Origin of the sequence: Flavobacterium enshiense (assembly GCF_022836875.1) — a bacterium.
Lineage (GTDB): Bacteria > Bacteroidota > Bacteroidia > Flavobacteriales > Flavobacteriaceae > Flavobacterium > Flavobacterium enshiense_A.
This window is the reverse complement of record NZ_CP090376.1, coordinates 2,204,973-2,224,717: the sequence shown is the minus strand read 5'-3', so window position 1 is coordinate 2,224,717 and position 19,745 is coordinate 2,204,973. Positions and strand designations below refer to the sequence as shown.

The window sequence follows — 19,745 nt, the reverse complement described above, 5'->3', positions numbered from 1 at the left end:
TCCCCAACTTCTTAAAGCCGGCGGGACGTTATCTGCAAGCTTACCAAAAATTGCGCAAAAACTTAACGCAAAACAATTGATAAACCAAAATCATAGCGCATGAATTATTTTGAAAAATTAAAATCTTTTTTTGACAAATATGGTAAATATATAATAATAGCTGCCGTATTGTTAATATTGATTTCTACAGGTAAACAGTTTTTTTATTATAAAGAAATTAAAGATTACAAAAAAGAAACTATTGGGTTAATTGAAGATTTTAAATATACTAGTAGGGGTTCTTATAATTTAATTTATAGTTATAAAGTGAATAACGAAAACTATAAAAACACTATTGGTACTTCAGGTTTTTTTGGTGATAATAAAAGAAAAGGATGCATTGGGTGTGAATTCAAAGTACTATATTCTTCTAAAGACCCTAAAAAAAGTAGTATAAGATTAGGGAAATATGAAAAATACAAAAGAACTGTTGAGTTTGTGGATTTAGATAATTGATAGATATGTAATTTAAAGCCTGCAGATAACAGCGGTTTTAAGAAATTGGGGTTTGAGTGTTTAATGGAAAGATCTTTTTGTACATTTGACTTCAGTCTTAATGGAATGGTTTGGGAACAAAAATCCCCAACTTCTTAAAGCCGGCGGGACGTTAGCAGCAAGTGACCCAAAAAAACGTAAAAATGTTTGACTTCAAAAAAAAATACTTTTATCTAATTAAGTTATATAAAATAACCGATCAAAATTCTGCTGAAAAGTTTCCTACAAGCAAACTTATATCCGAAAGTATTGATGAATTAAAATCATTAATAGAAATCCCACCAACAGACTTTGAACTTAATTATTCAAAAAAATACAAGTCTCTAAAAACGTTTGAAACTGCTTTATCTAAGTCCGAAGTAATTTATAGTTATGTTGGGTTTGACACTGAGAAAACAAAATGCTACTTCACAGTAGATAATTCAATGTTAAATTATACAAACAAACCAAAGAACTCAACCATTGAATTGTATATGCAATTTGATGAAAAGTATTTTAATAACAACGCTATTAAAATATGTCAGTCATTAATTAATAATTTTGGTTTCGAATATGGATTTATCCATCGGTTTCCAAAAAACATTGATGGCGATACCGAGAAAAAAATCAAGCGCGGTTTATTTTCTTCAGGAATTGAAATAACTGAAAATGACTTAATTTGGCAATTTCATAGCATAGGCATTAATCACGGTTATATCAAAAAGTTATATAATTATAATTTTCTAAATAAAAGTCAGTTTGAAAATTCGATGATTAAAGAACAATTAGAAAAATATGGGAAAAATGAATTTATTTCACCAAACATGCTTTTGTGGAAAATTAGTGATGAGGAATTAAAAAAATTAATCAATGTAACTTCAATAAAGAAAAATACAATAGATGCTCCCGTTGAAGAAAATATATTCCTTAAAGATGACAAGGCAAAAATTTTCTATGACTTAATGAGAATTAAATAAACACCTGCTGCTAACAGCGGTTTTGTGAAAGTGGGGTTTTAAGGCAAAATTTAAAGGTAATTTTATATATTTGACTTCAGTCCTAATGGAAAGGTTTGGGAATAAAAATCCCCACCTCCACAAAGCCGGCGGGACGTTAGCAGTAATTTAAGATGAACGAAATCGAAAAACCTTCAATTCCATATTTAGATTTTGAATTTCATAATAAAGTGGATGAAATTCAAAATTTTGTGCTTTTCAAAGAATTAAGATTTGGTAAAATATATAATTACAAAAATCTTGATGAATTTTGGTATTATGACCAAGAGACATTGAGAATTCGCTTTATAACAAAAAGAATTTTAAAATTAATCCTTGAATGGAATAATGAGTCTCTAATCTTAAATGAAAAACAATTTAAATCTCTGGAATCCATTCAAGGTTTGCCAAGATCAAAATATACAATTTCGCCAAAGGACATAGAATTTCCTTGTAAAGTGAAATTGAAAAATGGTGAAATTATAGATTTTTGCATACTATTAACTTCAAAATGTGCTCCTTTTCAAAATTATTATAAAAATGTAATCATGTTAAGTGAAGTAGATGAGATTATAGAAAGTGAATATTCATTGCCTCATTCATATAGAATATCAAGTATGAATGCAAAAGAAATTATGATGTCAACTTATCCATTTGTATTAAAAACTCACGCTGACCAAAATTTAATATACAATGGGAAAACTCAATTTGCTTCATTCGGTGAAATAAAAGGAAAAGAAATCGAAAGAGAGATTGAATTTAGCCAATCCGTTAGAGGAAAATTCATTGACAATGACTATGAAAAACTAACTTACATTGTAGCAGATTGGGATGACAGAATGGATAAACTTTACGAGGAATATCATTTGAATATTTTTGAATAAACTACTGCTAACAGCGGTTTTAAGAAATTGGGGCTTGAGTGTTTAATCGAACGGTCTTTTTGTATATTTGACTTCACTCCTAATGGAATGGTTTTGGGGACAAAAATCCCCAACTTCTTAAAGCCGGCGGGACGTTAGCTGCAACTTTATGAAAATAGGGAAACTAATATCCATTCTTTTTATTTTTACAGTCTTATTTTTAGGCTGGAAAACATATGACTTATTTAATCCCAACTATGAGAATAAATTTAAAAGCAACATCTACCAAGTAGAAGACAAAAGAGCTGAACTCGAAGAACTTGTCAAACTAGCTACTATAGAAATTACAGGTAAAAATATTCCAAATAACGCGATGGATTTAGACGATGTTGACTATGAATTGCGAGAAAAAATGGAAGATTTAGGCTTTAGAAGTTTTAGGTTTGAAACCCTTGATAATTGTAGTCAAAAATATAGTTTTATCTTCATAGTTTGGGAAGATTGGAATGTAGACACGCTTAATTATGTTGAAATTATTTATTCACCATGCGACAACGAAACGAAAAAAGGATTTCACAGTTTTGATGGTAGTCATATAGATACATTTGGAGTGGGTGGAAATTGGAAAATTTATTCTGATACAGATTTCATATAGTAAAAGCTGCAGCTAACAGCGGTTTTGTGCAAGTGGGGTTTTAGGGATTTATTGGTAATGGTCAGTGTTTGCACTTCTGTCCTATTTTTCAACTTTTTTCTTTCAATCTTTTCGGTATATTTGTAAACATCAGTAACAAAAATCCCCACCTGACACAAAGCCGGCGGGACGTTATAGGCAATTATAATAAATGCGTCGTCCTAAAATAGGTTGACTAAAAATTAAACACTTTTAGTATCCTATGGAAACAACAAGAAAACAACCCTGCCGAAAAAATGAGTATCAGAAAATCAGTTTTGATCTCAAACTTTCCATCATTGACGAAATTAATAATGGACAAATCTCTGTAAACTATGCTGCCAAAAAGTATGGCATTTCTCGAAGTTCCATTGACTATTGGAGAAAGAAATTATCTAACTTTACATCCAAATCCAAAGCAATGAGCAAGAACGACGAGATTAAAAAACTAAGAGAACGTATAGAAGAACTGGAATTTATTAAAGACTTCCAACAAGACATCATTGCTGATTTTGAAGTAACCACAGGACTGGATATCGCAAAAAAGTCGTTGCCCGAAACATTAGTAAAAGAGATAGAGAAAAAGAAAAGAAACCTTTTAAAGTAAAATGGCTTTATCAATGTTTCGGAATATCCAAACAAGCTTATTATAAACGAATCAAAGCTGATAAACAGCGAGAAGAACAAGTTATTGTAATTAAAGAACTCATTGCGCCTATCAGGAAAAAACAAACCCGGTACGGTGGAAGAAAACTGTACCTGGACATTAAAGATGATTTGGAAAAGAGGGATATAAAAATGGGAAGAGATAACTTTTTTAGGTTCTTGAAAACACATCAGTTATTGGTTAAGAAAACTAAGCAATTCCATATCACAACCGATTCCAAACATTTTTTCTATAAATCGCCAAACCGAATTAAGAACATCACTCCTACTCACGCGGAACAGATCTGGGTCAGCGATATAACCTACCTTAAAACACAAGAAAAACACGCTTATTTGGCTTTGGTAACAGACATCTATTCCAAGAAAATAATGGGGTTCAAACTCGATACGAATATGAAAGCTACATTAGTGAAAGATGCTCTTCAAATGGCTTTAAAAAACAGAATGCATAAACATCAAAACATCATTCATCACAGCGACAGGGGAATACAGTATTGCTGTCCCGAGTTCTCCGAATTCGCGCAAAACAACGGCATGTTACTCAGTACAACCCAGCAATACGACCCTTATGAAAACGCAGTAGCGGAGAGGATTAACGGAATTTTGAAATATGAGTTTGGTTTATTAAAAACATTACCTAATTTAGTCTTGGCTCAGAAAATGATTAAACAGGCGGTAAACACATACAATAATGAAAGAAGGCACTACAGCTTAGATATGAAAACACCTGAGTTTGCACACAAAAATCAAATGCATAAATACAAATTTTACAACCTGAATTAATAACCAAAATGGTCAACCTATTTCAGGACAAGACAAAACGTCACGTATAGAAAGATATTGGCAAACTTAGCAATGAAAAACAAGCTTTTAAAAATAACATTCTTGAGTATTTTGTTTGCGATTTTATCCGTCGCAGTTTGGATAATATTACCAATATCAATTAAATATTATTCCGAAATAAGTTTTGGAAATAGACTTATTGAAAACTTACAGAAATACAAAGTATCAAACTTTAAATTACCAAATAACCAAGATTGGGAAACTCTGGATAAATTAGATTTTGAAAAGACAGAATTAACAACAAATCCGGAGTATAAAAAGATTGGTGAAAATGATTTTAAATTAATTTTCATTAAAGGATTCGATGGTCCGTACTTAACTTATAATTCTGTAACCAAAGACTGGAAAGTTGAATAACTGCCTATAACAGCGGTTTTAAGAAATTGGGGCTTTAGGGCTTTATGAAACGGTCTTTTTGTATATTTGACTTCACTCCTATCGGAATAGTTTGGGAACAAAAATCCCCAACTTCTTAAAGCCGGCGGAACGTTAGCGGCTATGTTCATAACTTTACGCTCATATGATTACGTTAGAAAAACTAGAAATTTATGACAAGTATGCGGGTGACGAAGATCACCTTGCAAGAGTTGGTAGTGAAAAAGAGTTGGAACTTTTCAGGCAGAATTTAGATTGGTATGAAATAAACAACTTCAAGCAAGATATATATTTAATTTCGCAACATTTAGTATCAGAAAAGTATAAAGAAACCGCGATTAAGAGAATAAAAACTTTATGCGACAATCAAACTTTTGACATTCTTACACAATCAATCCAGTAACTAAAAAAGATGGAGGAACAAATATTGACCGCAGAAAAGCTTCTCGAAAAGAAAAAGACCTTGACAAAAGTTAAAACTGACGATAGTGGTTGGTATACTTATTATGTGGATGAAAATTCACAAAAGTGGCTTGAAGAGTACCCAAATTCAGAATGTCACGGCGGAGGATTACCACAATTGAGATTACTCGATAAATTTCCTTGGGAATAAATAACTACGAAAAAACACAGCCGCTAACAGCGGTTTTAAGAAATTGGGGCTTTAGTGTTTAATGGGACGGTCTTTTTGTATATTTGGCTTCAGTCCTGATGGAATGGTTAGGGAATAAAAATCCCCAACTTCTTAAAGCCGGCAGGACGTTAGCGGAAATTTTACCATAACTGTAGAGAAATAAGAATTATGAAAAAAATATCAACAATTTTATTTTTATACTTATCAATTATAACATATGGACAAAATACTAATTTAACAGTTAAAGAAATTGATAGCATTGTTAATCAAATTGATTTAACTTGTATTAGCGGAGGCATTGAAGATTATACTATTCAAAAAAAAGGAGACAATAAAAAGGATTTTGGTGGTGGGGCAGATTGGTATTATACAGACACTTCTAAAACAAAATTATTGAAAGTTTATAGAGAATATTCGATTGGATATCAAAATATAGAAGTCTATTATTTTCATCAAGATTCATTAATTTATTTAACGATATCCAATATTACATATGATAAAGACAAAAAACATATTAATTGGGAAGGGCAATACTATTTTCAAAACAACAAATTAATTTTCAAACAAGACAATCTGAAAAGGTCTTTCAAACCCGAAATATATTTAAAAAGTGCTGGGCAATTTTTTAGTTTAGAAAAAATTTGGAGAATATAGGAATAACTATAATCTTAAAATTATTTGAAAAACTTCCGCTAACAGCGGTTTTAAGAAATTGGGGCTTTAGGGCTTTATGAAACGGTCTTTTTGTATATTTGACTTCACTCCTATCGGAATAGTTTGGGAACAAAAATCCCCAACTTCTTAAAGCCGGCGGGACGTTATGCGACATCGCAAAAAAACTAAACCTTAAAGATGAACAAATTTACTTTATCATATATTCTTATTGTAAATGCCAGCGTAATTGCTCTTGCAATCGCAAATATGATTTCGGGAAATTTTTTTCTTAGAGACATACTTTATATAATTATCTCTAGCATTTCAATTTATTGTGTTTTTAACCTTACCAAAAAATATGTATATCATTTTTTGTGCATTACAAATTTCATCCAATCTTACTCATTAATACTATTTGGTTTTAGTTATAAATTTCTATTAGGACCTGACTTATCATTTTATTTTTACAGAGAAGGTGATTTATTTACAAAATTTGAATTCAATATTTTTAATGGTGCTTCACTATATTCAAAAGATTTAAATAGTAATAATTGGTCAATAGGGATTAATTTTATACATCTCTATATTGTTTGCTATTCGTATTCTCTAATTTATAAATCTAAAACGAAAATAAGCAACGTCGCATAACAGCGGTTTTGTGAAAGTGGGGGTTTAAGGCAAAATTTAAAGGTAATTTTATATATTTGACTTCAGTCTTAACGGAATGGTTTGGGAACAAAAATCCCCAACTTCTTAAAGCCGGCGGGACGTTATGGGCAAGTTAAACGCAACTAAATGAAAAAGAAAACATTATTAATTATTATATCCTTCGTCACTGGTTTTCTTTATTCGCAAAACAAAAATGAGTGCCTAAAAGAAAAAGGAAAATTTATTTTTTATCAAATAACAATTTTAAAAGAAGGATCCCCTCCTTTTTTTTCAAATGCGATGTCTGAAGAACGTTTAGATAACCAGCTGACAAATAATAACTACAATTTAATTGAATTTTTAAATGTTTTGTATAAAAAATCATTTTTTACACCCTTATTTACTGACAATTTCAATTATTATGTAGACTGTTTAAAAAACGAAGAAATAGGACATAAAAAAAAGGAGATATTTGATTTAAAATTCGACTCTTTATTCAAAAAACATTTAAAAAAGAATATCGTTAAATTAAAAAATAATGTAGATGTTATTATTGAAGACGTAGTTATTGAAGGTACATTTTTTAAAACCAAAATAGACTTTGAAAAAATTCCTATGTCAACACTAAATGCTCCTGAAATGAAGACCGTAAATTCAATTGAATTTTTATATATCCCGTTAGAAATAGATAAAATTTATTCAGTAAGATAGAGGCCCGTATACAACTTTGAGCAATTACATTAAGTACTCACAAAACAATTATAACCTGCCCATAACAGCGGTTTTAAGAAATTGGGGTTTTAGGCAAAATTTAATGGTAATTTTATATATTTGGCTTCAGTCCTAATGGAATGGTTTGGGAACAAAAATCCCCAACTTCATAAAGCCGGCGGGACGTTACCAGCAATTTTATGAAAAACGTAATTCTAATAGTATTTATTTTCATTGGGACAATTTGTTATTCTCAAAATATTAAACAACTTGAAACTGAGTTGAGATATTGGAAAAGTGGTGAAGAATATGGTGACAAAATAAAACTTGCTCGTTCTTTGCAAAAAATTGATCCTTTTAATGAAATAGCTATAAATTATATTTGTGATTATTATCATGATAGGCAAATCGATTCAGTAAATATTTTTTTTGAAAATTTAGCAACTAAATTCCCAAATCAACCAGAACCCTTTCTTTTAAGAAGTGAATTTCTTCATTCTCAGTCAGGGGTCGAAAATTATACATCAAAGAAAGTTGAATATCTATTAAAAGCTAAAGAAATTGACCCATCTAATTTTTTTGCAAATTATTGGTTATCTGAAACTTACTATCAAGACTTTATACTTCCATTTAAAAAACCTAAATACGATCTATTCTCTGAAGTCGAAAATGATTCCATATTTGATACTAAAATAGACAGTCTTAAGAAAATTAAGCCAAAATCATTTTTTCCAAACTCGGCTGAATTAGCCCTACAAAGTTTTAAAAATCTTTGGGATATTAGTGACGTCCACAAAAATGTAATTTATTATCCCATGAAACAATTAGCATGTTTTTTAAATGTAGAATTACCTACTAAATATATGTTTGAAAAAAATACAAATCAATACTTTCCAACCAATCAGTTCATGAATCTTACAACAGATTGGGAATGTGACATTACTATTGATTATTTATTTGAAGCTGAGAAATCCCAAGCAACTGGTAGTTGGTTAACCGATCAACTTATAAATTTGGATGAGCCAAAATTATACAGTATGAATTCTAATATAAATGCTATAATCTATCGATTTACATGGCTTAGAAGTTTTGATCATCCAATATCAGTTAGAATAGAAAAAATAGATGAAAAATACAATTTATATTGGGCTATTGGAAAAGGTTCTGGAGGTTACGAACCAAAGGGATTGAAAAGTAAAGGGAAAAGAAAAATTACGTCAAATGAATGGCAAACCTTCGAATCTTTGCTTAATAAGACAAACTATAAAAATTTACCTAATGAAGAATATGTTCTAATGACAGATGGAGCAACATGGACACTGGAACATTCCGAATCTGATATATTTGATGCAAAGAATACAAATAGTCCTAATAAAGAGTTTGAATCGTTATGTCTATATTTGATCAAGCTGGCAAAAATTAAGATTAAAACAGAAAGAATTTATTAAAAACTGCTGGTAACAGTGGTTTTAAGAAATTGGGGTTTGAGTGTTTAATGGAACGGTCTTTTTGTATATTTGGCTTCAGTCCTAATGGAATGGTTTGGGAACAAAAATCCCCAACTTCTTAAAGCCGGCGGGACGTTAGCTACAATGTCGCAAAACAGTATGAAAAAACTCGTATTAACTCTATTTATATTCAGTGCCCTCGTTGGGTGCGAACATAACAAACCAAAAGATTTAAATGTAAAATTCACCTATGTTGCAGAAGGAGCATCAGCTACATTTAAAAATCAATTCACAAAGAATGAAAAAATTAATACGCAAAAGACGGAAAAAGGAATTGAAATAACTGTTGACAAATATGTTACGGGAATTCCGTATTATGGAAAAGCAGAAATTATCAATGATACTTTGATTCTGAACTATTGGACTAATATAGATAGCAAAATGATACCCAGTGTTATCATCCCATCAAGATTTAAGTATGAAATTTTAGACGTTCCTTACAAAGAGATAAAGTTTAATTATTTAGGAAATAAATATAAAAATAAAGAATAGACACTGTAGCTAACAGCGGTTTTGTGAAATTGGGGTTTTAGTGTTTAATGGAAAGATCTTTTCGTACATTTGGCTTCAGTCCTAATGGAATGGTTTGGGAACAAAAATCCCCAACTCCACAAAGCCGGCGGGACGTTGTGCGTAATAATGAAAAAACGAGATGTATGAAAAACTCACATTTTATAATATTTATATTTTTTTTTATTAGTTTTTTTAGTTACGGTCAAAAAAAAGAAATAACAAAAGGTGAAAATATCAAAAACGAAAATTATTCATTCCCCAAAGATTTTTATTTTGAGATTAACACTGGTGGAAATGACAGCTACAATTCTCAATACAATACTTTTTTCAGAAGTTACTCTGATGGCGATAAAATGATAAAGGTCGAATCGACAAATGCCGAAAAGGAGAGAATTTATTCTTTTATGAAGAAAATAGATTTTTATAAAATGCCAACGAAATTTGAGCCAAAAGAAAACATAGTAACAGTTTCAAGCAATAGCTTCAAAAGAAGTATTGTAATCTACTCAAACGGAAAGAAAAAATTTGTTTCTTATGATACAGGTGTTACAAGTGAGTCAAATAAAAAAAAAGCAAAGCCATTTTTGGATTTTTATAAAATGATCTGGGACATAATATATAGCAAAGAAGAAATATCCAAACTGCCGAAATCAGACTACTTTTATGAATAGAATTACTACGCACAACAGCGGTTTTGTGCAAGCGGGGTTTTGGGTGTGTATCGGGAAGAGTTAGTGCTTGCACTTCTCTCCTATTTTTTCAACTTTTTCTTTCAAACTTTTCGGTACATTTGTAATCAACAGTAATAAAAATCCCCACCTGCCACAAAGCCGGCGGGACGTTAGCAGTAATGCCATTACAAACTTCATCTAAACTATATGTCAGAAAATAAAATTGATAATTTTAACGTAAAAGGCAAAGAATTATTTCAAATCTTAACCAACAAATATGACTATACTTTAAAAGAAATTAAAGTTTCCGAAATTAATGGTCAAAAATGGACAACTCAACATATTTATATAAACAATTCCAAGAATTTAAAAATAGTAATTAAACAAGAACCATATTATACAGATTATGGTTTTTCATTTTTTATCTATAAAATTGGAAACGACGAATACAATATTCTTTGTAATGTTCCTCATGAAAAACAAGATAAAGACGATGATTTTTTAAAACTCGCATACGAAAAATTATTCTCAACAAAAGAAACTGTAGATCTGATAAGTGGAGAAAATTGGAAAGAATTAAAACGAATTCCTCATCAATTTTAAAAGGCTCTACTGCTAACAGCGGTTTTGTGCAAGTGGGGTTTTCGGGGCATAATGGGACGATCTTTTTGTATATTTGACTTTGTGACAAAACAAACTAAAGGAACAAAAATCCCCGCCTCCACAAAGCCGGCGGGACGTTGGCTGCAATTTTGAAATAACTAAACCTTAATTACTTATGAGAAATATAAATATAATTATAATAACAATATTATTTTTTAGTTATATTAATACTTCTCAAAGCCAGTCAATAAGCAGCGGTTATTATTCTAGTCCTAAATCAAAAAATAACTACTTTTTTGATTTTTTTTACAAATTTGAAGACACTAACACATTCAAATATACCTACTTTGGTTGGGAAGGAAAAGGATTTGGTATAGGTAAATATGAAATCAAAAATGATTCACTTTATTTAAAATTTGAGAATTGTCACCCATGTGGTGAAGAAAGATATCTCGAGAGAATTGAAGGCCAATCTGACTCTTTAAAAATCAATTTAAAAATGATGTACGAATCAGATTTAATGAATTTAGCTGGCACCGTAGTTGAGACTAACGAAAATTTAAATCCTGACTACTCAAATGTCATTATAAAAAAAACAATCCCTAAGAATGGAGGCGACTTAACTTTACGTTTTTCATTTATTGGTCATGATGATGTTTTCGTCAAAATAAAAAAAGATATCTCAGAATTAAATGGCACAATAATATTTGACGATTATTTTACATCTTTTACAAACGAGATAGAATCATATAAAATTATAAAAATGAAAGAAGATTCTCTTAAATTATATATGGTCGATGAAAAAGTGAAGCTTAAAAAAATATCAAAAGAAGATCTTGAAAAAAAGCTCAAAAAATATAATTCAAATGATAAATATGAGTTTTATATTAAATATTTTCTATAAAAAACTGCAGCCAACAGCGGTTTTAAGAAATTGGGGTTTCAGTGTTTAATGGAACAATCTGGAATCAAAAGTCTTTGCTCCATTTCAAGTTTTTCCTTTCAAACTTTTCGGTATATTTGTAAGCGTCAGTAACAAAAATCCCCAACTTCTTAAAGCCGGCGGGACGTTAGCGGTAATTATCCCAACGAAACGAAAATTCAACAACTTAATAATGACAGAAGAAATAATTTTTACATTACAATTAATTCAAATAGATTTCTTTACAGCTTTTGGGTTATTTACTATACTATACTTTCCTTTCTCAATATTTATTAAAAATCCTATTATCAAAAATATAGATGAAGAATCAAATCGATTTATTTCCTTCATTGGAATAGTCTATTTAATATTATGGATTATCGGAATATTTGTTGAATTAAATATCCTAAATCAAGAAGACAAAACTGAACTTTTGAACAGAATGTTTGGAAAATATTGGTTTGGGTTTTGGATTCAACCTTTACTTTGGGTATTAATCACACAATTGTTACGATTCAAGGCAATTAGAAAAAACATTTTTCTACGAATATTATTTAGTGTTCTTTTGATGATATCAATAGAAAGAATGATTATAATTATTACCATGTTTCATAGAGACTATCTCCCAAGCTCTTGGACAATGTATAATGAAGTTGGTATTTACCCTTCGAATTTGGTACTCTCCTTATTTTTAAAAGTAATTGTATTTTTAGTTTTCGTCGGAATATTTCAATTAATCAATAATAAATTAAAAAGTTTAAAACTGCGCAGAGAAAATAACTACCGCTAACAGCGGTTTTGTGAAATTGGGGTTTGAGTGTTTAATGGAACGATCTGACATCAAAAGTCTTTGCTTCATTTCAAGTTTTTTCTTTCAAACTTTTCGGTATATTTGTAAACATCAGTAACAAAAATCCCCAACTCCACAAAGCCGGCGGGACGTTATAAGCCATTTTATGAAAAACGAAACTTTTATAATTCTACTTCTACTTGTATTTACATCATGTAAATATGACAATCGAGATGAAATAGATCGAATGTTAGATAATACAAGAGAGAATTTGAAACAAGAAGGTAAAAAAATAAATGCGAAAAATCGAGAATGGGACAGCTTAATTAATAATATCTACGAAGTTTCAAAACAAAATCAAATTTTGGCATATAAAAAAATAGATGGAATAATTTCGAATAATCCACAACTTGAAGAATTTGATATTCAAGATTTACATTTTGTAAAAGGCGACATATTATATAAAAATGACAGTCTAAACGAAGCCGTAAAAGAATTTACAAAAAGCGGTATAAATTTCCCTAAATCATTAGGTGCAAGAGCGGGAGCATTTTTAAAGTTAAAAGAATACGAAAAATGCTTATCCGATTTAAATAAAGCAGCAGAAATAAATGATGAATATCTTTGGTATATTGGAAACTATTATGAATCAATAAATAAAAAAGATTCTGCTGTTTTCTTCTATAAAAAACTACTTAATAACGATAAGGTTATTTATAAATATTGTGGAGATAGAATAAAGGAGTTGGAAAATAAAAAAACAAAACTCTATACAGAATTAAAATTTATTGATAATCAAAAAATGACTATTGTATGGCCAGAATAAAAACGGCTTATAACAGCGGTTTTGTGCAAGCGGGGTTTGAGTGTTTAATGGAACGATCTTTTTGTAAATTTGGCTTCAGTCCTAATGGAATGGTTTGGGAACAAAAATCCCCAACTTCTTAAAGCCGGCGGGACGTTAGTGGCAATGCACCCAAAAATGACGTAAAATCAACTAGTTAACAAACAAAATGAAATTACTTAAATCAATATTTTCGCTTTTAAGCTCACCAAAAAACACTCATAAACAAACTGATGGTGAAGTGTTGAAAATCCAAAAAGAAGGTGCTCAGCATGCAATTGAATTAGCTAAAGTTTTTAGTTATAAATTAAATTATTCTGATGAATCTTTGAAAAATGTAGACAAAGTATTGATTAAACTAAATAAAGAATACATCGGCACAAAAAATGAACATCTTCTACCTGGCTTTGCAATGGCTTTCGGATTATATATTATAGAAGTCTTTGAAAAAAATCATGAACAAGGTTATTTAAAAAGACAACGCAATGAATTTGGCGAAGATACATTTCCATACTATTGGAGAAAAAATTTAATCTATCCATGTATGTGGTGTTTGGAAAGAATATTTGACGACAAGGCTTCTGATGTTTCCTTAAAATATAACTCGATAATTTCTGAAGAATAGTTAATAAATTTGCACAGCCACTAACAGCGGTTTTGTGAAATTGTGGTTTTAGGCAAAATTTAAAGGCAATTTTATATATTTGACATCAGTCCTAATGGAATGGTTTGGGAACAAAAATCCCCAACTCCACAAAGCCGGCGGGACGTTAGCGGTAATTTCAGCCAAAAATGACGACAAGCGCACAATGATAACAATAGAAACAGTAATTGATTTTTTTAATGATTTAAAAAACAAGGATGATTTTGACACATCAAAACCATTGCTATACGGGTATTTTTTTACTGACGAAAGCAAAAATAAACTTTTGAAAGTGAGTGGAATCCTGGAAAATATTGGATTTAAAATCGTAGATATTTTTGATGCTGAAGTTGAAGAAGATGAAACTCCTTTCTTTTATCTTCATATTGAAAAAATTGAAATCCATACACCTAACTCATTAGATGCAAGAAATAAATATTTCTATGAGCTAGCCGATAAATATGGTTTAGAATCTTATGATGGATTTGACATAGGAAATATCGATAGTTAAGAAACTACCGCTAACAGCGGTTTTGTGAAATTGGGGTTTTAGGCAAAATTTAAAGGCAATTTTATATATTTGACTTCAGTCCTAATGGAATGGTTTGGGAACAAAAATCCCCAACTTCTTAAAGCCGGCGGGACGTTACCAGCAAGCTTGCCAAAAATGACTTTAAAAACTATACTGTCCATATTATGCTTAGATATCTATACCTTATTACCTTTATATTTTTATTAATTTCGTGTGAAACTCGTGAAGAATTAGCCTCAAAAAAACTAATTGGCCAATGGGCTATTTATGAAATGTCATATAATGGAAAAGATTGTAAAGATGATTTACTTGTAAATTATATTATGTTTTATGAAAAGAAATTCGCAATTCCAGAAATTTATAATTATTTAGCGGAAGACGAAACAGACAATACTCAATGGAACTTAAGTTTTGATAATCAAAAAGTCGCAAAATTGAATTTAAAATGTCAGAATAAAATCTTCAACGGTCCATATGAATTAATATATTTTAAAAATCATCAAGAAAAGCTTCTTGGAATAAAATTAAAATCAAAAACGACAAGTATTGTAGCTTATAAATTATTGCAAAACTTTGATTCATATAGAAATTGGGATACAGAATATTAAGCCTGCTGGTAACAGTGGTTTTAAGAAATTGGGGTTTGGGTGTATAATGGAACGGTCTTTTTGTATATTTGACTTCAGTCCTAATGGAATGGTTCGGGAACAAAAATCCCCAACTTCTTAAAGCCGGCGGGACGTTGTGCGACATTTTGACCGAACAAAACGAAATAGTAGCTAAAAATATGATAGTAGGAGATATAGAAATAGTTACTGTTCTTGTAATATTATTATTTTTAATTCCAGTTGTATGGAATATTTACAAAACTGAAATTTTTAAAAAATTCTCAATTACTAGATTGATTAAAATCCTTAACAAATCTCTTATAATTCAAGTTTTTATTGTTATTTTTTTGATACTTGTAAATTGGGCTTGGAATAAAGCAAATTTCAAATTTGAAAATATTATAGCAGGAACGTTATATACATACTTAGTTGTTGGAATATTTATGTATTTACCAAGCTTAGGAATCTTGAACTTAATAAAATTTATTCTTCAAAAAAGAGCAAAAACTGAAGCTGAATTATCAAAAAAAAATTAGATAATTTTAATACCTAAACATTTCAATTTAAATGGACTCTAACAGTTATATAGTTACTTGTAAAATAGCTTATCAAAATGATATAGAACCTTTTCAATTTGATAAAAAAGAAAATGAAATTTATAAAAAGTTAGATGAAATTACAACTTACTATAAAGAAACTAGGACTTTAGAAGATTTTTACACTTACCTACAAGAAGGACAATATTGGATCAATGTGTGGACCGCATTTTTTTTGATTGAAAAATTTGAAATTAATAAAAGTGATAAATTAATAGGACTAAACGATGAAACTATTTTTGCTTTTTGCATAAATGAAATCGAAAGACACTTGCCACATTTTAAAAAAGAAAATCAAAGAATAAATTGTCAAAAATGGTTAATTGAAAAGAAAAACGTCGCACAACAGCGGTTTTAAGAAATTGGGGCTTTAGTGTATAATGGAACGGTCTTTTTGTATATTTGGCTTCAATCCTAATGGAATGGAATGGGAACAAAAATCCCCAACTTCTGAAAGCCGGCGGGACGTTAGCTGTAATTGGCCAAACGAAATGAAAACTAACGAAATACAAAACCTAAACAATATAAAATGCTTAAAAATTTTATTGTATTTAATATATTGATTTCAATTTTTATGTTTGCTTTTATCTTTTATCGCTGTGCAGGAATGTCGGGCGGAGATTTAGCTATTATTGCATTTAATATTATGTTTGGTATTTTTCAATTAATATCAAATAATATTTATCTGAGCCGATTTAAACCTAAAATGGTTTTCAAAGTTTTGTTTTCAATAATAATTATTCAAATCATCGAATTAATTATTTTTATTATTTATGGATACCAAATTAATGAATGGATAAAGAGCAACTACAGCTAACAGCGGTTTTGTGCAAGCGGGGTTTTGGGGATTTATCGGTAAGGGTCAGTGTTTGCACTTCTCTCCTCTTTTTCAACTTTTTTCTTTCAAACTTTTCGGTACATTTGTAATCAACAGTAATAAAAATCCCCATCTGCCACAAAGCCGGCGGGACGTATTGCGACACTTTGTGTAACAGTACGCAACTGAAAAACTAAGAAACAACTCTGAAATCTGTAAAAATATTGGAGATAAATTTTGAAACGCATCTAAATGAAAATACTATTTAAATCAATATTAATTTTAGCAATATTAATAGTTGTCTTTTTTTGGATCTGTGTTATGGCTTCAAGTCATAACGTAAAAACTGAGATGAAACTTACACCATTAATAATAATCCTATTTTTATTAGTTATACTATTTTACGATAGAATATTTAAAAATAAACTATGAGTTCAGAAATACATGAAATAAAAATTTGTGATGAGTGCAAAAGTGAATTTTATAAAGATTCATCATCGATGGAAAATCTTTGTCCCGAATGTTCAAACATTTTATATGGTTACGAAAATTGTGAACATGAATTCGTGAATAATCGATGTATTAAATGTTATTGGAACGGAAATTCAAGTGATTATTTAGATAAACTAAAAGAGGATAACAAAATATAAAAGCGATCGCACAACAGCGGTTTTGTGAAATTGGGGTTTTAGGCAAAATTTAAAGGCAATTTTATATATTTGACATCAGTCTTAATGGAATGGTTTGGGAACAAAAATCCCCAACTTCTGAAAGCCGGCGGGACGTTAGCAGTAATGCCGTTACAAACTTCATCTACAACTATATGTCAGAAAATAAAATTGATAATTTTAACGTAAAAGGCAAAGAATTATTTCAAATCTTAATCGACAAATATGACTATACTTTAGAAGAAATTAAGGTTTCCGAAATTAATAGTCAAAAATGGGCAACTCAACATATTTATGTAAACAATTCCAAGAATTTAAAAATAGTAATTAAACAAGAACCGTATTATACAGATTATGGTTTTTCATTTTTTATCTATAAAATTGGAAGCGACAAATACAATATTCCCCATGAAAAACAAGATAAAGAAGATACTTTTTTAAAACTGGCATACGAAAAATTATTCTCAACAAAAGAAACTGTAGATCTAATAAGTGGAGAAAATTGGAAAGAATTAAAACGAATTCCTCTTCAATTTTAAAGGCACTACTTCTAACAGCGGTTTTTTAAGAATTTTATAATCAGTAATTATTTTATTATTAACTAAGATCATAACGCTCAAAACCCTCCAATATGACAAATAATAAAACAATAAAACTAAAGTCATATTTATCAAAAGGATTAATTACCATAGGAGGATTATTATGCTTAAACCCATATTCATTAATTGCGGGACTACCTATTTTTCTAATTGGAATAATTTTAATCATCTTATTCTACAACGATAAAAAAGTAAGAATTAATTGGATTGCATTTCCTTTAGTACTAATTATTTTTTTATATGTAATTGTAATGGGAACTATTTATTTTTTTAAACTATAATTTTTATAAAACTCCAGCTAACAGCGGTTTTGTGCAAGTGGGGTTTTGATGTATAATGGGACGGTCTTTTTGTATATTTGACTTTGTGATAAAACAATTTAAAGAAACAAAAATCCAAAACTTCTTAAAGCCGGTGGTACATTACTCTTAATTTTAAAATGACTAGACAAATCTTAACTATAATATTTCTTCTGACTATTGGACTGAACTCATTCGGACAGAAAATTAGTATAGATACAATATTCCTTCCTAAAGGAGAAAAATTCACTCAGCTTCAAAATAACAAATTGAAATTCCCTTTAATTAAAACTGGTAATTTGAAAATTGACAGATTGATAAATAAGGACTTGAAAAACAGATTTACAAACAATGAGTTTCCTAACTTACCAACTGACTCGACATTAATCAAATGGGCTGACGACCAAATAATCTATCTTGACTTTGAAGTAACCTACTTAAAGAATGGACTTATTTCACTAAATGTTAGTGCTGAAGGTTGCGGAGCATATTGCACAAGTTGGACAGACTATTTTACATATTCTGTGACAACAGGTAAATATGTAACAATTAACGAAATTATCGATACAACGGGAAAATTCAAAAATCTTGTTATTTCAGACAAGGACAAAAAATATGACGAACAGAGAATAGAGTTGAAAAAAATGCTACTTGACAAAGAATCAGGGCTTGATGATGACAGCTATGAATGGGCATTAGAGCATTACAGTGATTGTGACAATTCATTTGAGTTAAATTCATTTGCTTTGTACTCATATCATCTAGAAATAATTGAAAAATGTTATCTCCCAAACGCAATAAAAAATCTAACACCAATAATAGAATTAAAATACAATTACGTTGACATTAGCGAATATCTAAAAATAAAAAACTAGGCATAACAGCGGTTTTAAGAAATTTGGGTTTTGGTTTAGAATGGAATGGTCTTTTTGTATATTTGGCTTCACTCCTGTCGGAATGGTTTGGGAACAAAAATCCCCACACCCACAAACCCGGCTGGACGTTAACTGTAATTATGAGACAAACTTTATCCATAATATTCTTTTTGATAGCATTAGTTTGTCATTCTCAACCTAATGAAAAGCAATGGGTTAAACTTAATGAGTTTGCAAAAGAGAAATATAAAAATGATATTTTAGAAAAGAATCCATTAATCTTAGTCGATGGAAAGGTTGTTGGTCCTCTTTCTGAAATTGATTTGAAAGATTTTAAAATTAATCCTAAACATCCATCTTCACTTCAAGTTTTACCTAAAGGATCTATTTATTTACAGAGTATTTGGGGAAAATATGCAAAAAATGGAGTGATAAATATTCAAAACCATTTACCATTATGTTATGGTTCTAATAGACCAAAGCATAAAATTATATTAAATGACAATGAAACTACATGGGAAAACATATATCAATTACAAGGAAAAGATATTAAAGATTGGATAGAAATCTTTACTACAATTGACTTGCAAGGAAATATTCTAAATTTGACGGTGGTTAATACTAAAAAAGAAAAAGAATAACTACAATTAACAGCGGTTTTAAGAAATTGGGGTTTGGGTGT

The 19,745-nt window shown here is 29.8% G+C and carries 27 protein-coding genes; all 27 read left to right on the top strand.

Going from position 1 to position 19,745, the window contains the following annotated elements; translation table 11 throughout:
* Nucleotides 1-99: 99 nt before the first annotated feature.
* The 27 genes from LZF87_RS09950 (at nucleotide 100) to LZF87_RS09820 (ending at nucleotide 19,704) form a co-directional block, all read left to right on the top strand.
* Nucleotides 100-495 (top strand): hypothetical protein, encoded by a 396-nt coding sequence (locus tag LZF87_RS09950; protein WP_244338804.1) that lies wholly within the window; start codon nucleotides 100-102, stop codon nucleotides 493-495.
* 182 nt (nucleotides 496-677) lie between these two features.
* Nucleotides 678-1,490 carry a hypothetical protein gene (locus LZF87_RS09945; RefSeq protein WP_244338802.1) on the top strand — a complete coding sequence of 271 codons (813 nt, stop codon included), beginning with the start codon at nucleotides 678-680 and terminating at the stop codon, nucleotides 1,488-1,490.
* A gap of 152 nt (nucleotides 1,491-1,642) precedes the next feature.
* On the top strand, nucleotides 1,643-2,392 hold the full coding sequence (locus LZF87_RS09940) for a hypothetical protein (RefSeq protein WP_244338800.1): 750 nt from the start codon (nucleotides 1,643-1,645) through the stop codon (nucleotides 2,390-2,392).
* A gap of 148 nt (nucleotides 2,393-2,540) precedes the next feature.
* Nucleotides 2,541-3,026 (top strand): hypothetical protein, encoded by a 486-nt coding sequence (locus LZF87_RS09935; RefSeq protein ID WP_244338798.1) that lies wholly within the window; start codon nucleotides 2,541-2,543, stop codon nucleotides 3,024-3,026.
* Nucleotides 3,027-3,267: 241 nt separating this feature from the next.
* Nucleotides 3,268-3,651, top strand: coding sequence for a helix-turn-helix domain-containing protein (locus LZF87_RS09930; RefSeq protein WP_244338796.1), 384 nt, complete (start codon nucleotides 3,268-3,270; stop codon nucleotides 3,649-3,651).
* Nucleotides 3,606-4,493 (top strand): IS3 family transposase, encoded by an 888-nt coding sequence (locus LZF87_RS09925; RefSeq protein ID WP_319800074.1) that lies wholly within the window; start codon nucleotides 3,606-3,608, stop codon nucleotides 4,491-4,493. The genes LZF87_RS09930 and LZF87_RS09925 overlap by 46 nt, the downstream gene beginning before the upstream one ends.
* Nucleotides 4,494-4,565: 72 nt before the next feature.
* Nucleotides 4,566-4,910 carry a hypothetical protein gene (locus tag LZF87_RS09920; protein ID WP_244338793.1) on the top strand — a complete coding sequence of 115 codons (345 nt, stop codon included), beginning with the start codon at nucleotides 4,566-4,568 and terminating at the stop codon, nucleotides 4,908-4,910.
* Between the two features lie 163 nt (nucleotides 4,911-5,073).
* Nucleotides 5,074-5,331: a hypothetical protein gene (locus LZF87_RS09915; RefSeq protein ID WP_244338791.1), complete on the top strand. Its 258-nt coding sequence runs from the start codon at nucleotides 5,074-5,076 to the stop codon at nucleotides 5,329-5,331.
* Between the two features lie 9 nt (nucleotides 5,332-5,340).
* Nucleotides 5,341-5,541 carry an Imm27 family immunity protein gene (locus LZF87_RS09910; RefSeq protein ID WP_244338788.1) on the top strand — a complete coding sequence of 67 codons (201 nt, stop codon included), beginning with the start codon at nucleotides 5,341-5,343 and terminating at the stop codon, nucleotides 5,539-5,541.
* A gap of 189 nt (nucleotides 5,542-5,730) precedes the next feature.
* Entirely contained in the window at nucleotides 5,731-6,216 is a 486-nt protein-coding gene (locus tag LZF87_RS09905) for a hypothetical protein (RefSeq protein WP_244338786.1), read from the top strand.
* A 795-nt stretch (nucleotides 6,217-7,011) separates the two neighbouring features.
* Nucleotides 7,012-7,575: a hypothetical protein gene (locus tag LZF87_RS09900; protein ID WP_244338784.1), complete on the top strand. Its 564-nt coding sequence runs from the start codon at nucleotides 7,012-7,014 to the stop codon at nucleotides 7,573-7,575.
* A 200-nt stretch (nucleotides 7,576-7,775) separates the two neighbouring features.
* Nucleotides 7,776-9,023: a hypothetical protein gene (locus LZF87_RS09895; protein WP_244338782.1), complete on the top strand. Its 1,248-nt coding sequence runs from the start codon at nucleotides 7,776-7,778 to the stop codon at nucleotides 9,021-9,023.
* A gap of 159 nt (nucleotides 9,024-9,182) precedes the next feature.
* Complete coding sequence (locus LZF87_RS09890) at nucleotides 9,183-9,575, top strand: hypothetical protein (protein ID WP_244338780.1); 393 nt, start codon at nucleotides 9,183-9,185, stop codon at nucleotides 9,573-9,575.
* A 164-nt stretch (nucleotides 9,576-9,739) separates the two neighbouring features.
* Entirely contained in the window at nucleotides 9,740-10,267 is a 528-nt protein-coding gene (locus tag LZF87_RS09885) for a hypothetical protein (protein WP_244338775.1), read from the top strand.
* A gap of 207 nt (nucleotides 10,268-10,474) precedes the next feature.
* Nucleotides 10,475-10,870, top strand: a complete 396-nt coding sequence (locus LZF87_RS09880; RefSeq protein WP_244338773.1) for a hypothetical protein — start codon at nucleotides 10,475-10,477, stop codon at nucleotides 10,868-10,870.
* Between the two features lie 175 nt (nucleotides 10,871-11,045).
* Nucleotides 11,046-11,774 carry a hypothetical protein gene (locus tag LZF87_RS09875; RefSeq protein WP_244338771.1) on the top strand — a complete coding sequence of 243 codons (729 nt, stop codon included), beginning with the start codon at nucleotides 11,046-11,048 and terminating at the stop codon, nucleotides 11,772-11,774.
* A 211-nt stretch (nucleotides 11,775-11,985) separates the two neighbouring features.
* On the top strand, nucleotides 11,986-12,582 hold the full coding sequence (locus LZF87_RS09870) for a hypothetical protein (RefSeq protein ID WP_244338769.1): 597 nt from the start codon (nucleotides 11,986-11,988) through the stop codon (nucleotides 12,580-12,582).
* A gap of 166 nt (nucleotides 12,583-12,748) precedes the next feature.
* Nucleotides 12,749-13,408, top strand: coding sequence for a hypothetical protein (locus tag LZF87_RS09865; protein WP_244338767.1), 660 nt, complete (start codon nucleotides 12,749-12,751; stop codon nucleotides 13,406-13,408).
* A gap of 187 nt (nucleotides 13,409-13,595) precedes the next feature.
* On the top strand, nucleotides 13,596-14,051 hold the full coding sequence (locus LZF87_RS09860; RefSeq protein ID WP_244338765.1) for a hypothetical protein: 456 nt from the start codon (nucleotides 13,596-13,598) through the stop codon (nucleotides 14,049-14,051).
* Between the two features lie 94 nt (nucleotides 14,052-14,145).
* Complete coding sequence (locus tag LZF87_RS09855; protein WP_244338763.1) at nucleotides 14,146-14,580, top strand: ribonuclease E inhibitor RraB; 435 nt, start codon at nucleotides 14,146-14,148, stop codon at nucleotides 14,578-14,580.
* A 185-nt stretch (nucleotides 14,581-14,765) separates the two neighbouring features.
* Nucleotides 14,766-15,209 carry a hypothetical protein gene (locus tag LZF87_RS09850; RefSeq protein WP_244338761.1) on the top strand — a complete coding sequence of 148 codons (444 nt, stop codon included), beginning with the start codon at nucleotides 14,766-14,768 and terminating at the stop codon, nucleotides 15,207-15,209.
* Between the two features lie 179 nt (nucleotides 15,210-15,388).
* Nucleotides 15,389-15,745 (top strand): hypothetical protein, encoded by a 357-nt coding sequence (locus LZF87_RS09845; RefSeq protein WP_244338759.1) that lies wholly within the window; start codon nucleotides 15,389-15,391, stop codon nucleotides 15,743-15,745.
* Between the two features lie 31 nt (nucleotides 15,746-15,776).
* Nucleotides 15,777-16,163, top strand: coding sequence for a hypothetical protein (locus tag LZF87_RS09840; RefSeq protein ID WP_244338757.1), 387 nt, complete (start codon nucleotides 15,777-15,779; stop codon nucleotides 16,161-16,163).
* 171 nt (nucleotides 16,164-16,334) lie between these two features.
* Entirely contained in the window at nucleotides 16,335-16,622 is a 288-nt protein-coding gene (locus LZF87_RS09835; RefSeq protein ID WP_244338755.1) for a hypothetical protein, read from the top strand.
* Between the two features lie 739 nt (nucleotides 16,623-17,361).
* Nucleotides 17,362-17,829: a hypothetical protein gene (locus LZF87_RS09830; RefSeq protein ID WP_244338753.1), complete on the top strand. Its 468-nt coding sequence runs from the start codon at nucleotides 17,362-17,364 to the stop codon at nucleotides 17,827-17,829.
* 499 nt (nucleotides 17,830-18,328) lie between these two features.
* A complete protein-coding gene (locus LZF87_RS09825) occupies nucleotides 18,329-19,063 on the top strand; it encodes a hypothetical protein (protein WP_244338751.1) in 735 nt (244 codons plus the stop codon).
* Nucleotides 19,064-19,203: 140 nt separating this feature from the next.
* A complete protein-coding gene (locus LZF87_RS09820) occupies nucleotides 19,204-19,704 on the top strand; it encodes a hypothetical protein (protein ID WP_244338749.1) in 501 nt (166 codons plus the stop codon).
* Nucleotides 19,705-19,745: the final 41 nt, after the last annotated feature.